11 protein-coding genes are annotated in these 13,627 nt (G+C 74.9%); 5 read left to right on the top strand and 6 right to left on the bottom strand.

The window, feature by feature from the left end:
- Positions 1-75: 75 nt before the first annotated feature.
- The gene (locus IE275_RS23770; protein WP_189713401.1) at positions 76-2,631 is read right to left on the bottom strand and encodes a helicase C-terminal domain-containing protein; all 2,556 of its coding nucleotides are present in this window, start codon (positions 2,629-2,631) and stop codon (positions 76-78) included.
- Between the two features lie 105 nt (positions 2,632-2,736).
- On the opposite strand from IE275_RS23770, the gene IE275_RS23765 reads away from it, so the two are divergent.
- Positions 2,737-3,732 (top strand): hypothetical protein, encoded by a 996-nt coding sequence (locus IE275_RS23765; RefSeq protein WP_189713400.1) that lies wholly within the window; start codon positions 2,737-2,739, stop codon positions 3,730-3,732.
- Positions 3,733-3,961: 229 nt separating this feature from the next.
- On the top strand, positions 3,962-4,597 hold the full coding sequence (locus IE275_RS23760) for an HAD family hydrolase (RefSeq protein WP_189713399.1): 636 nt from the start codon (positions 3,962-3,964) through the stop codon (positions 4,595-4,597).
- Here IE275_RS23760 and IE275_RS23755 read toward each other — a convergent pair.
- Entirely contained in the window at positions 4,573-4,824 is a 252-nt protein-coding gene (locus tag IE275_RS23755; protein WP_189713398.1) for a hypothetical protein, read from the bottom strand. The two genes, IE275_RS23760 and IE275_RS23755, sit on opposite strands and share 25 nt — an antisense overlap.
- A 177-nt stretch (positions 4,825-5,001) precedes the next feature.
- On the opposite strand from IE275_RS23755, the gene IE275_RS47095 reads away from it, so the two are divergent.
- Positions 5,002-5,385 carry a cold-shock protein gene (locus IE275_RS47095; protein WP_189713397.1) on the top strand — a complete coding sequence of 128 codons (384 nt, stop codon included), beginning with the start codon at positions 5,002-5,004 and terminating at the stop codon, positions 5,383-5,385.
- A gap of 1 nt (position 5,386) precedes the next feature.
- Here the strand turns inward: IE275_RS47095 and IE275_RS23745 are convergent, their stop codons facing one another.
- The 4 genes from IE275_RS23745 to IE275_RS23730 form a co-directional block, all read right to left on the bottom strand.
- Complete coding sequence (locus IE275_RS23745) at positions 5,387-6,238, bottom strand: 1,4-dihydroxy-6-naphtoate synthase (protein ID WP_189713396.1); 852 nt, start codon at positions 6,236-6,238, stop codon at positions 5,387-5,389.
- Positions 6,228-6,980, bottom strand: a complete 753-nt coding sequence (locus tag IE275_RS23740; RefSeq protein ID WP_189713395.1) for a futalosine hydrolase — start codon at positions 6,978-6,980, stop codon at positions 6,228-6,230. The genes IE275_RS23745 and IE275_RS23740 overlap by 11 nt, the downstream gene beginning before the upstream one ends.
- Positions 6,950-7,462 carry a DUF2771 domain-containing protein gene (locus IE275_RS23735; RefSeq protein ID WP_189713394.1) on the bottom strand — a complete coding sequence of 171 codons (513 nt, stop codon included), beginning with the start codon at positions 7,460-7,462 and terminating at the stop codon, positions 6,950-6,952. Before IE275_RS23735 ends, IE275_RS23740 begins: the two co-directional genes overlap by 31 nt.
- A gap of 93 nt (positions 7,463-7,555) precedes the next feature.
- The gene (locus tag IE275_RS23730; protein WP_189713393.1) at positions 7,556-8,989 is read right to left on the bottom strand and encodes an MFS transporter; all 1,434 of its coding nucleotides are present in this window, start codon (positions 8,987-8,989) and stop codon (positions 7,556-7,558) included.
- A gap of 380 nt (positions 8,990-9,369) precedes the next feature.
- Between IE275_RS23730 and IE275_RS23725 the strand changes: the two genes are divergently transcribed.
- Positions 9,370-10,296, top strand: a complete 927-nt coding sequence (locus IE275_RS23725; RefSeq protein WP_189713392.1) for a DUF3027 domain-containing protein — start codon at positions 9,370-9,372, stop codon at positions 10,294-10,296.
- 97 nt (positions 10,297-10,393) lie between these two features.
- Positions 10,394-13,549: a sacsin N-terminal ATP-binding-like domain-containing protein gene (locus IE275_RS23720; RefSeq protein WP_189713391.1), complete on the top strand. Its 3,156-nt coding sequence runs from the start codon at positions 10,394-10,396 to the stop codon at positions 13,547-13,549.
- Positions 13,550-13,627 lie beyond the last annotated feature (78 nt).

Raw genomic sequence — 13,627 nt, 5'->3', positions numbered from 1 at the left:
AGACGCCCCCTGAGGCCGTGTCCGCAAAGTCCCGTCTGGCTCTGCGGGCAGACGACGCCACTTTGCGGACACGACCTAGTCCCCCGCCAGCTCCGCCACGCCCGTGATCCGGTGCAGCGGATACGTCCGGACCTCGTCCGCCGTGTGGTCGTAGGCCGTCACGAAGCCGCCCTCGACCCGGACCGGGGCGATGACCCGCTGGCTGGCGGCGCCCTCGGCGTTGACGTAACCGATCCACAGGGCCTCGCCGGTGAGGACGGCGGCCTGCACGGTGGCGAGGGTCTCGGCGGGGCTGGTGCGGGGCAGCTCGCCCGGGGCGAGCGGGGCCGTGGTGTCGGCCGGCTTGAGCGGGGCCGTCGAGGCCAGGTCGCCCGCCCGGATCGCGCGGATCGCCGCCGACAGCAGGGTGGCGTCGGGCACCGGCGGGCCGTCCGGGACCGGCTCGGGCGGTGTGCGCGGCGGGGTGCGGTGGGCGTCGGCCCGGGTGATCAGGACATCGCCCTCGGCGGACTCGGCGGCGGGCGCGAACCCCATCGCGCGCAGCCCTTCGAGCAGTGTCGCCGGGTCGGCCTGGGCCGCCAGCACGGTCGGGGCGAGCCGGCGCAGCCGCAGGGCGGTGGCCCGCTTGTCGGCGAGGATCTCGTTCAGCAGGGTGTCGTCGTCGCAGCGCACGTACGCCGAGGCCGCGCCGACGCGCAGCCGGCCGTGCCGGCGGGCCACGTCGTCGATCAGGTACGCCAGCGGCTGCGGCACCGGTGTACGCGCGTGCGCGGCGAGAAAGGCGTGCAGGTCGGAGGCGGTGCGACCGGCGTCGAGGGCGCGCCGGACCGAGGCGGGCGTGAACCGGTAGACGGTCGCGCCGCCCTTCGACTCGACGTCGGCGAGAACCCCCAGCACGGCGGCGAGCGGGCGCTTCAGCGGGCCCGGGGCGACCGCCGTCAGGTCGGCCTGGAGCAGCACGTGGTCCAGCGGCTCGGGGAGCAGCGGCGCGAGCAGCCGGGCGGCGGTCGCGGCGGCGCGGGCCCGCCCGGTGGTGGACAGGGGTTCCGGCCCTGCGGCGCCCGCCCGGTGGTGGACGGGCAGTTTGTCGCCGGGCCCCTGCGGGGTCGGTGACGCGTCCTTCGGGGCCCGGTCGGCCGGTGTTCCGAGGAGGGCCCGTCCGTGCGCGGACAGCGCGCCCCGCCCGGTCACGCCCAGCAGCTCCGCCTCGGCCAGCGTCCAGCGGGCGAGCCGGGTCCGCAGGTCGTCCTCGCCCTGCGCGGTCTGCGGGCCCCGCAGGGGCCGCTCCCAGCTCAGCCGGGCCAGTACCGCCTCCGTGTCCGGCGCGGCGCCCTCGGGCAGCCCGGCCAGCAGTACCAGCACCCGGTGCCGCACCTCGGGCGCGGCGGACCGGTCGAGCCCGGGGCCCAGCGTCGACAGCGCGCGTTCCTTCGCGTCCCGTCCGCCGACCAGGCCGGACGTCCGGGTCGCGGCCAGCCATGCCTCCGCCAGCCGGGCCCACCGCTCGGCGGGCGGACGCTCCAGCCAGTCGTCGTAGGCCGGGGTCGCCGCGTACCGTTCGTCGGCCTCGCCGTCGGAGGCGAGCAGTCCGGCCGCGTACGCCAGTTCCACCCAGAACGCGGCCACGGGCTCGGGAAGGTCCAGGGCGACGGCGGTCCGCTTGAGGTCCCGGATGCTCAGCCCGCCGGCCCGCAGCACCGCGGGTCCGCCCTCGTCCCAGTCCTGCAGCAGCTCCTCGACGGTCGCCAGGGCCGTGTAGGCCTGTCCGGCCGCCGTCGCGTCGACCACCTGCGGGCGGTGGCCGGCCGCCGCGCCCACGGCCGGCGGCACCGGCTCCGGTGCCCGGTGCGCCCGGCCCGCCCGCAGATGCAGGGCGACCTCACGGGGCAGGACGACCGTGCCGGGCGCCGTCGGCAGCAGCAGCCCGCGGTCCAGCAGCCAGCGCAGCCGCACCGCGGGATCGTGCGTGACCTGCCCGTACGGCGGCCCCCACACCAGCCGCTCCAGCACCTCCAGGGACTCGGCCGGGGCGCCCGCCAGCAGGCCCGCCATCCGCTTGCGGTCGGTGAAGAGCGAGGTCAGCGCGCCGACGGCGGAGACCGAGTCATGGGTGGACGGCAGCCCGGCCGTCGCCACGATCTCCTGGATCCGCCCCGGCGACATCCCGGCCGTCGCCTCCTGCACACTCGGCCCGAGCCCGGTCGGCGACGGATGCTGCGCCGACGGTGCGAGCAACTCCCGGGCGGTGCGCACCAGCCGCAGCCGGTCGTCGGCGCCCCACACCAGGGCCTGCTCGCGCAGGGCGGCGAGGGCGCCGGGCAGCGCGGCGGTCACCTCGGGGTCGCGGGCGTCCCCGGCCACCAGGCCGAGCAGTTCGCCGTACGTCGCCGGGTCGCCGGCCACCGCCAGTGCCTCCGCGGTCTGGAGGGCGAACCGGTCGAGGCGCTCCAGCGCGCGCACCACGGAGGCACGGGTGCCGGCGCGGGTGGCGAGCTGGGTGAGGTCGCTGGGGACCGGGGTGATGAGGTCGGGGCGGCTGCGCAGGAGGGCGGCAAGGGAGGTGTCGTCCCTGCCGCGGAGCGCTTCCGCGAGGGACCGGGGAGCCGCCGCCGGCTTCTCATCGCTGCTCATCCGACCCACGGTAGCGGGTCGCCGTCCCCGGGGGCTGCGCCGCGGGACCTCCGCTTCCGGCGGTGGACGGGATGATTCCCCCTCCTTGCGCGATAACGTGCCCCCGTGGGGATCGAGAGCGACCAGGTCGTCTACGAGTATCTGAGCCGCGTCGGTGACGTCGCCCAGCAGCGGCAGTTGTCGTCGGCCACCCGGATGCGGCTCGTCTCCGAGCTGCGCAACGAGATCGACCGGCGCCGTGCCAGGACGCCCGTCGACTCGCCCGCCGCCGTCCGCCGCATCCTGGAGCGCCTCGGCGAGCCCGACGACGTCGTCGCGGCCGCCTCGGACGACGGCACCGGGGCGCCCCGGGAACAGCCGGCGCCCGCCGTGCCCGTGCAGCGGGACAGCGGTTCGCCCGACGGGGAGCCGGCCCGGCCCAAGGGCTTCTGGCGGGCGGTGCCGCGGCCCCGCCCGGGTACGCCGTCCCCCGCCCCCTCGGACCTGCCGGCCCCGCGCCGGGGCGGTGCGGACGCGCCGGGCGACGGTGTGCGGCCGCCCGACTGGTGGCGGGGCGAGCCCGATTCCTTCGTCGTCGACGACGAGGTGCCGGGCTTCGTGGGCGGTGTGGAGATCCCCGAGCTGCTCCAGCGGCCCCGGCCGAAGGAGTCCGAGTCCGAGCCGGTTCCCTTCGGGAGCGCGGAGGGCGCGGAGGCGGAGACGGCGGGGGACGAGGACGCGCCCGCGGGCCGGCGCGGGCTGCCGCGCCTCTTCCGTTCCGGGACCGGCTGGAACAACCCCCTGCTGCTGCTGGCCGCCGTGTCGCTCGTCGCCGGCGCGGTGCTCGGCAACTGGTTCGCGCTGGTCCTGGGCTGGCTCATCGCCTACGCCTCGCACCGGCTGACCGAGCGCGAGACCAAGTTCGCCGTGGTCTGGCTGCCCGGGCTCGCGGCCGCCGCCGGGATCGTCTGGCTGTGGGGCCGGTCCGTGGGCCGTTGGGGCGAGCCCATCGCCGAGGGGCGGATGAGCGTCGCGCTCGCCGAGACCTGGCCCTGGGTGGTCAAGGGCGCGGCGGTCGCGACGGCGCTGTTCCTGGTCTGGCGGTCACGGCGGCAGACCTAGGGGGCGTCTCGCCGATCATGCCGGGCTCGCGGGGTCCGGCACCGCGCCTCGCGGCGTTGTCGTCGGTTGCCATGGCTCCGCCATGACGCCCTCCTCCGCCTTGCGATGCACGGCACCGGACCCCGCTCCCTGATCCGGCCTGATCGACGAGACACCCCCTAGGGAAGCCGGACGGGGCAGTCGTACCGGAGAAGCCGGAGAAGTGGGACGGGTGCGGGAGCTGGGCAGAATGGCCCCCATGACGTCTCCCGCGCCCACGGTCGGCTTCGACCTCGACATGACCCTGATCGACTCCCGGCCCGGCATCCACGCCTGTTATGTCGAACTGTCGGCGCGGACGGGGACGTACATCGACGCCGATCTCGTCGTCACCCGGCTCGGACCGCCGCTGGAGACGGAGATGGCCAACTGGTTCCCCGCCGACCGGATCACCGCCATGACCACCCTGTACCGGGAGATCTACCCGGCGTACGCCGTCGGCGGCACGCTCGCGATGCCCGGCGCCCGGGAGGCGGTCGCGGCCGTGCGCGCCGCGGGCGGCCGGGCGATCGTCGTCACCGCGAAGTGGGAGCCCAACGCCAAGCTGCACCTGGAGCACCTCGGCATCGACGCCGACGCGGTCATCGGCGACCTGTGGGCCGAGCGGAAGGCGACGGCGCTGCGCGAGCACGGCGCGAGCGTGTACGTCGGCGACCACGTGGGCGACGTCCGCGGGGCGCGCGGCGCCGACGCGCTGTCGGTCACGGTGCCGACCGGTCCGTGCGGGGCCGGGGAACTGCGGGAGGCGGGCGCGGACGTGGTCCTCGCCGACCTGACGGAGTTCCCGGCCTGGTTCGCCGGCTATCTGGCCGCTTCGCGCGCCTGACGCCGTCCCGCCGCGGCGGAGCGGAGCACTCCGGCGCCCGCGATCAGGAAGCCGACACCCATGAGCATGCTCAATCCGAACATGTATGTGGGAAATGGCGTCGTACCGAGGAACAGAGGGGCGACCGTGACGAGGGTGGCCACGGCGCCGACGAAGAACACGATGGCACCGGCACGGATCAGTCGGTCACCGGGAGCGGCGGAATTCGTTTGGGTTTTGTCACGCACCGGACCAGGGTAGTTCCCAGCGCGAAGGAACAACCGGGCGACGTCTTGTCAGCCGCCCGAAGACCATTAGCCTTGGTACCGGCGGGTCAGGGTCGACCCGTCCAAGTGCTATCAAGAGCCGTTCCAGAACTGTTTTTCCGAAGCAGTTTTCCGACGAGTACGAGGACGAGGACAGACGTGCCTACCGGCAAGGTCAAGTGGTTCAACAGCGAGAAGGGCTTCGGCTTTCTCTCCCGCGACGACGGCGGTGACGTCTTCGTTCATTCCTCCGTCCTCCCCGCCGGAGTCGAGGCACTGAAGCCGGGCCAGCGAGTGGAGTTCGGTGTCGTCGCCGGACAGCGCGGTGACCAGGCACTCTCCGTCGTCGTCCTCGACCCGACCCCGTCGGTCGCGGCCGCCCAGCGCAAGAAGCCCGACGAACTGGCGTCCATCGTCCAGGATCTGACGACCCTCCTCGAAAACATCACGCCGATGCTGGAGAAGGGCCGCTACCCCGAGAAGGCCTCCGGCAAGAAGATCGCGGGTCTCCTGCGCGCGGTCGCCGACCAGTTGGACGTGTAGTTCAGGGAAAGTCCAGCGCATCCGGGCCGAGGGGCGGTACCAGCCCCTCGGCCGCCGCGCGTGTCAGCAGCCCGCGTACGGCGGCGTATCCGTCCTCGCCGAGTTCCGCCGTGAACTCGTTGACGTACAGGCCGATGTGCTGGTCGGCGACGGACGGGTCCATCTCCTGGGCGTGTTCCATGACGTACGGGCGGGAGACCTCGGGGGCGTCCCAGGCGGCGCGCACCGAGGCGCGGATCGCGTCGGCGAGCCCGGTGAGGGTCTCGGCGCCCAGGGAGCGCCTGGCGACGATCGCGCCGAGCGGGATGGGCAGTCCGGTCGTGGACTCCCAGTGCTCGCCCATGTCGGCGAGCTTGTGCAGCCCGTAGTTCTGGTAGGTGAAGCGTGCCTCGTGGATCACGAGCCCCGCGTCGACCTTGCCGTCCCGGACGGCCGGCATGATCTCGTGGAACGGCAGCACGACGATCTCGCCGACCCCGCCGGGCACGGTCTCCGCCGCCCACAGCCGGAACAGCAGATACGCCGTCGACCGCTCGCTCGGTACGGCGACCGTCCGCCCGGCCAGTCCGAGACCGGCCTCCCGCGTCAGCACCAGCGGCCCGCAGCCCCGCCCCAGCGCACCCCCGCAGGGCAGCAGCGTGTACGTGCCGAGGATGTACGGCAGCACCGCGTACGACACCTTCAGCACATCGAACTCGCCGCGCTCGGCCATGCCGTTGGTGAGGTCGATGTCCGCGAAGGTCACGTCGAGCGCGGGGGCGTCCGGCACCCGGCCGTGGGCGAGGGCGTCGAAGACGAAGGTGTCGTTGGGGCAGGGGGAGTACGCGATCCGCAGCTGCTGGTCACTGGTCATGTCGGTTCCAACTCTCCAGGGCGGGTGCGAGCTTCCCGAAGGCCGTCGTCAGGGCGGCCAGTGCCTCCCCGATGCGCCAGGCGGCACGGTCACGGGGGCCCACGGGGTTGGAGACCGCGCGGATCTCCAGGACGGCGGTGCCGTGCGCGGCGGCCGCCTCGGCGACCCCGAAGCCCTCCATGGCCTCGGCGAGGGCACGGGGATGGCGGGCGCGCAGCGCGGCGGCCCGGGCGGCGGTGCCGGTGACCGTGGAGACGGTCAGGACGGCGCCGGTGCGGGCCCCGGTGGCTGTCGCCGCCGTCCGTACGAGGGATTTCGGCGGGTGGTGGGTGACGGTGCCGAAGCCCAGTTCGGTGACCGGCAGGAAGCCGTCCGCGCTCTCCGCGCCCAGATCGGCGGCGGTGATCACGTCGGCGACGACCAGGGAGCCCACCGGGGCCTCGGGCTGGAACCCGCCGGCGATACCGGCCGAGACGACGAGACCGTACGGCGCGTCCTCCAGGACGGCGGCGGTCAGCGCGGCGGAGACGGAGGCGGCGGCGAGGGCGGGGCCGACCCCGGCGGCGAGCAGGTCGTACCCGTCGCCGGCGTGGTGCAGCGCGATGCCGGGCCGGTGCGTCACACGGCCGGACGCCTCCGGGAACGCCCGTGCCACCGCGTCCCGTTCGGCGGGGACCGCGGCGGCCACGAGGATGCGGGTGCGGGACGTGGTCAGTCGTCCTTCTTCAGCTTGAACGACCACAGCCCGGTCACCGTCTGGCTGTCCTTCTTGCCGTCGCCCGCCTTGATGGAGACGAGGGTGGAGTCGCCCTGGGCGCCGTACTGGGCGTTGAAGAACACGCTGCCCGGGATGGTGCGGTAGGTCTTGTCGCTGTCCTCGGTGAGCGGCTGGCCGTTCATGAGGATCGTCCAGCGCTTGTCCGCGACGTCCGGGTCGACGCCGAAGCGGACCGTCTCGTCCGGGTCGACACTGATGGACTTGATGTCCTTGTCGGCCAGGCACTTCGTCAGGTCCGCGGCCTTCAGGGCGTCGCCCTCGCCGCCGCAGGTGGCTTCGGAGCTGACCGAGGTACGGCCGACGGTGATCGTGGACAGCGGCGTCGGCTTCTCGCAGGCCGACAGGACGAGCAGTCCGGCGGAAACAGCGCCGACGGCGGCGACGACGCGGCGGCGTCGCACAACGCCAGGTACATCAGCGGCTCCGCCGCGGGGCATCGTGGTCATGGCCGAAGGTTATCGGGCACATCCCACCCGCTCCTTACGCGGGGTGCGGCGTGGCTGTGTGTTACGCCACGCGGGGCGGGGGCGGGTCCGCGGTCACGTCACACGGGTGCGGGACCCGCCGCCGTGGCGGGCCGAGCCGATCAGGCCACGGGCGGTCGTCACCCAGCCGAGGGCGAGCACACAGGCGGCCACCGACAGGCCCAGCGCCCCGTTCAGCGGCATCGCGATACCGACCGCGCCCCCGAACACCCAGGACACCTGGAGCAGCGTCTCCGAGCGGGCGAACGCCGACGTCCGGACCTGCTCGGGCACGTCCCGCTGGATCAGCGCGTCCAGCGACAGCTTGGCGAGCGCCTGCGAGAACCCGGCGATCGCCGCGAGGCCCGCCACCACCACCGCCCCGAAGAACACGGCCGCGGTGATCGCCGCGCCCAGCACGACCGCCAGCACCGTCACGATGATCAGCTCCGGGGCCCGCGACCGCAGCCAGGCCCCCACCGACGTGCCGAGCGCGTTGCCCACGCCCGCCGACACCGCCACCATGCCCAGCGACAGCGCCGCGCTCTGCCCGGTCATCGGGTGCTCGCGCAGCAGGAACGCCAGGAAGAAGGTCAGGAACCCGGACAGCCAGCGCAGCGCCGTGTTGGCGCCCAGCGCGTGGGTGACGGCGATCCCCACGGTCCGCAGGCCCGGCCGCTTCACCGGCTGCCGGTGCGGGCCGTGCAGATGCTCCTCGTCGGCGGCGAGCAGTGCCACGTCCTCGCCCTTGGCGGAGTCGACCTTGTGGGGCAGCGAGAACGACAGGAACGTACCGGCGATGAAGATCACGAAGGCGCCGTACAGCGGCCAGCGCGGTCCGACCAGCTGAAGCCCCGCCCCGACCGGCGCGGCGACCGCGGTGGCCAGCAGGCCGCCGAGGGTCACCCGTGAGTTCGCCTTGACCAGGGAGAACCGTGGTGGCAGCAGCCGGGGCACGACGGCGCTGCGCACCACCCCGTACGCCTTCGAGGCGACCAGCACCCCCAGGGCCGCCGGGTACAGCTGGATACTGCCGGTGACGACCGCACCCGACAGGACGAGGGCGAGCAGCGCCCGCGCGAACATGGCGCCCGCCATGGCGGCCCGGCGCCCGTGCGGCAGCCGGTCGAGGAGCGGGCCGATCACCGGGGCCAGCACCGTGAAGGGCGCCATCGTGATCGCCAGGTAGAGCGCGACCCGCCCCCGGGCCTCGTCGGTCGGCACGGAGAAGAACACGGTGGAGGCGAGCGCGACGGTGATCATCACATCGCCGGCGCCGTTCACCGCGTGCAGCTCGATCAGCTTGCCGAGGCCGGACTCCCCGGCGCCGTGCGCGTGGGTGGCCTTGCGGATGCCGCGGGCGGTGCCGGTGAACGGGAAGTGCAGGGCACGTCCGACGGCACGGACGGACCCGCCGACCCGGCCCGAATCGCCGGTCCGGCTCCTCCCCTTGAACCCCTTCGTCCCACCGGTCCCGGTGGCGCCCTGGGGTGTGCGTGCGGCTGCCACTCCGTCATAGTGCCCCGAGAACGCCGTGCGTAGTGCGGTTACCGCGCGTACGGCGGTGTCGAAGCTGTGATTCCGGGGGTGTGCGGGGCGGTGCGCGGGGTGCTGCGAGCCGGCCGGCGACGGGGGTCGGGACGGTGCGGGGAACGGGAAACGTCCCGTCGGTGTAGGCCGAGCGTCCGCGAACAGGTAGCGTGCGTAGCGCGCCGTGGTGATTGTTCTCGGCCGCGCGCCTCCCGGCCATCCCGCAGAATGGATGACAGCAGGTGCGCCCGAGCGCGATCGGGCGCGGACGTCGACGCGGCCCTTTGGTCCGCTCCGTCCGCACCCTCAGCCTTCAGGCCGGCGCACTCGAGAGACGGCGTAGGAGAGAAGCGATACCTGTGAGCGCAGCGACCACGCGAAGCCGCACCCCCGACCGCCTGTGCGCCGAGGCGGTCGACCTCGCCCGCACCGCCGCCGAGGAGGCCGCCGCGCCCGGCGTCGTCGGCGAGCATGTGGGCCTGATCGCCGAGGGCGACCGTGTGGTCACGCACTACTTCGAGTGCAAGGAACTGGGCTACCGCGGCTGGCGCTGGGCCGCGACGGTGGCCCGCGCCTCCCGCGCGAAGATCGTCACCCTGGACGAGGTGGTGCTGCTCCCCGGCCCCGACGCGGTCCTCGCCCCCGAGTGGGTCCCGTGGAGCGAGCGGCTGCGCCCCGGCGACATGGGACCGGGCGACCTGCTGCCCACCGACGCCGAGGATCTCCGGCTCGAACCGGGCTACACCGGCGAGGAGGAGCCCCCGCCGAACTCCCCGGTCTCCGCGGAGATGGCGGAACTGGCGGAGTCGGAGGACGCGGACCTGACGGCGTCCGCGCCCGCGAGGCTCCCCTCGGCGCCGATCCGCGGCTCGATCGCGGCGGTCGCGGCGGAACTCGGCATGCGCCGGGCCCGGGTCCTGTCCCGCTACGGCCTGCACACCGCGGCCGACCGCTGGGAGGACGCCTACGGCCCCAAGACCCCCATGGCGCAGGCCGCCCCCGCGTCCTGTGTCAGCTGTGGCTTCCTCCAGCCCATCGGCGGTTCCCTCGGCCAGGCCTTCGGCGTCTGCGCCAATGAGTTCGCCCCGGCGGACGGCCGGGTCGTCTCGCTCTCCTACGGCTGCGGCGGCCACTCGGAGGCGGCGGTCATGCCGACGCCCCCGCGTCCGGCCGAGCCGGTGATCGACGAGACCCGGGTGGACCCGTTCCCGCTGCGTCCGGCCCCGGATTCCGGCTCGGTCCCGCCGACCACCGACGAGGACACCGCCGAACTCGGGCACTCGTAACCCCGGTGCCTCGCGGCCGTCCGCCGGCCGGGGAAGGCGGGCGGGCGGGGTCGTGACACCCGGTACCTTCGTCCTCACGCCGATGAGGAGAGTGAACGTGAGCAAGTTCGTGCGGCCGGCTGCCGAGGGCGCGGATCCTTTCGGTACGGCCCGCCTACGCCGCGGAGTCCTGGACGCCTGGGCGACGAGTCCCGCCCGGTTCCGGGAGGACGCCAACGCCGAGGAGGATCTCGTCCTCGGCGGCTACCGTGACCGCCTCGTCGTGGAACTCGCGCAGAACGCCGCGGACGCCGCGGCCCGCGCCGGCGTCCCCGGCCGGCTCCGTCTCACCCTCCGTGACGGCGTCCTCGTCGCCGCGAACACCGGCGCCCCGCTGGACGCCACCGGTGTCGAGTCCCTGTCCACCCTGCGCGCCTCCGCCAAGCGCGACGCCCGGGACACGGCCGTGGGCAGGTTCGGCGTCGGCTTCGCGGCCGTCCTGGCCGTCACCGACGAGCCCGCCGTCGTCGGCCGGCACGGCGGCGTCCGCTGGGCCCTCGCGGAAGCCCGTGAGCTGGCCCGGGACACCGCCCGGCACAGCCCCGGCCTCGGGGACGAGATCCGCCGCCGCGACGGCCACGTGCCCCTCCTGCGGCTCCCCTTCGCCGCCGAGGGCACCGCGCCCGACCCGTACGACACGGCCGTCATCCTCCCGCTGCGCGACACGGCCGCCGCCGATCTCGCCGAGCGGCTCCTGGCCGCCGTGGACGACGCCCTGCTCCTCGCCCTCCCGGGCCTGGCGGAGGTCGTGATCGAGATCGACGGCGGTGCCCCGCGCACCCTCAGCCGTTCCGCCGACGGTCCCCTGACCGTCGTGGCGGACACGGAGCACGGCACCACCCACTGGCGTACGACCGCCGCGCACGGCCCGCTCGCCCCCGAGCTGCTCGCCGACCGCCCGGTCGAGGAGCGGCTGCGCCCGCACTGGTCGGTCACCTGGGCCGTACCGGTCACCCCGGACGGCGCCCCGGCGCGCCCCCGTACCAGCCCGGTGGTGCACGCCCCCACCCCCAGCGACGAGCCGCTCGGGGTGCCCGCCCTGCTCATCGCGTCCTTCCCGCTCGACACCACCCGCCGGCACGCCGCCCCCGGCCCGCTCACCGACCACCTGGTGGAGCGCGCGGCGGACGCGTACGCCGCTCTCCTCGCCGACTGGCGCCCGGTGACCGCCGGTGCCATCGACCTGGTGCCCGGCCCGCTGGGCAAGGGCGAGCTGGACGGCGCCCTGCGCCGGGCCGTCCTCGACCGGCTGCCCCGCACCGCGTTCCTGCCGCCCGCCGTGCCGCCCGCCGCGGACGAGGGCCACGAGGGCGACGGGATCGACGGGGTCGACCTGCCCGAGGCCCTGCGCCCGCGGGACGCCGAGGTCGTCGAGGGCGCCGGCGCCGACACCGTACGGGTGCTGGCCGAGGTGCTCCCCACCCTGCTGCCCGCCGGCCTCGAACGGCGTGTGGAGCTGCGCACCCTCGAGGTCGCCCGGATCCCGCTCGCCGACGCGATCGACCGCCTGGCGGGCCTGGAGAAGCCCGCGGACTGGTGGCACCGGCTCTACGAGAGCCTGGCCGGCGTCGACCCGGACCGGCTCTCCGGGCTGCCGGTGCCGCTCGCCGACGGCCGGACCACCATCGGCCCCCGCCAGGTCCTGCTGCCCACCACGGACACGGCGAGCGCCGACCCGGACCTGCTGGCCCGGCTCGGCCTCAAGGTCGCCCACCCGGACGCCGCGCATCCCCTGCTGGAGAAGCTGGGCGCGCTGCCCGCCACGCCCCGGGCGGTGCTGACCACCCCGCAGGTGCGGGCGGCGGTCGCCGCGTCCCTGGACGACGACGGCGGCGCCTGGGACGACGACCTGGGCACCCCGGACGCGGAGGAGCTGGCGGACACCGTCCTCGCCCTGGTCCGCGACGCCGGCCTGGAGCCCGGCGACGAGCCCTGGCTGGGCGCGCTCGCCCTGCCCGACGAGGACGGAGAGCTGGTCCCCGCCGGTGAACTCGTCCTGCCGTCAAGCCCGTTCGCCTCCGTCATCCGCGAGGACGAACTCGCCTTCGTGGACGCCGATCTGGCCGACAAGTGGGGCGAGCAGCCGCTCGCCGCCGTCGGTGTCCTCGCCAACTTCGCGCTGGTGCGCGCCACGGACGTCGTCCTGGACCCGGACGAACTGGAGCCGCGCGAGGGCGACTTCGCCGAACCCGACGACGCGGGTCTGCTGGACGCCGTGGACGTCTGGTCCGAGGACATCCTCGACCGTTTCCCCGACTCCCCGGTGCCGCCGGTCGCCACCGAGCTCGTCGCCGTCCGCGATCTCGACCTCGTCGACGACGACCGCTGGCCGCAGGCCCTCGCCCTGCTCGCCCAGCCGCCCCTGCGCGACGCCCTCACCCAGCCCGTCCGGGTTCTGCTGCCGGACGGCACCCACGAGGTCGTACGGCCCTACACGGCCTGGTGGCTGCGCGGTCACCCGGTCCTCGACGGCCGGCGCCCCGCCGGACTGCTCGCGGCCGGCGGCGACCCGCTGCTGCACGGCCTGTACGACGAGGCCGACGCGACCGGCTTCGACGACGAGCAGGTGCTGCGGGCACTCGGCGTGCGCACCTCCGTGGCCGCGCTCCTCGACGAGCCCGGCGGCGCGGCCGAGCTGCTGGACCGCCTCGCCGACCCCGAGCGTCCCGTCTCCTCCGCCCAGCTGCACGGTCTGTACAGCGCGCTGGCCGACCTGGATCCGGAGCAGGTGACCCTGCCGGACGAGCTGCGGGCCGTCGTCGACGGGCGGGTGGAGGTCGTGGACGCGGCCGACGCGGTCGTCGTCGACTCGCCCGACCTGCTGCCGTTCACCGGGGGTGTCCCGCTGCTGCCGGTCCGGCCGTCCCGGGCCGTCGAGCTGGCCGAGCTGTTCCAGGTGCGGCGGCTGAGCGAGTCCGTCACCGGCGCGGTGGACTCCGAGGGCACCGAGCACGACGTGCCGGACGCGGTCCGGGTGCTGCTCGGGCCGCGCACCCCGGGCACCTATGTCGAGCACGAGGAGCTGGTGGTCGACGGGGTGGAGATCGACTGGCGGCTGACGGACGACGGTGTGCTGCACGCCGCGACCCTGGAGGGCGTGGCCGCGGGCCTCGCCTGGGCGGCCGGCCAGTGGCCGCGGCGCTTCGAGGTGGCGGCCCTGCTGGAGGATCCGTCCCGGACCCAGGAGCTGGCCAGGGACCGCTGGTTCGACTGACGGCGCGGCCCCCGACGGCCCTCGCTCGACGGCCTCGGGGGCCGGACACAAGTCCTCCGCATTTTCTTTGTCGAACGT

The organism is Streptomyces phaeofaciens, from assembly GCF_014648915.1.
Lineage (GTDB): Bacteria > Actinomycetota > Actinomycetes > Streptomycetales > Streptomycetaceae > Streptomyces > Streptomyces phaeofaciens.
Note: the sequence above shows the minus strand (reverse complement) of the source record. Positions and strands in the feature narration are given on the sequence as shown.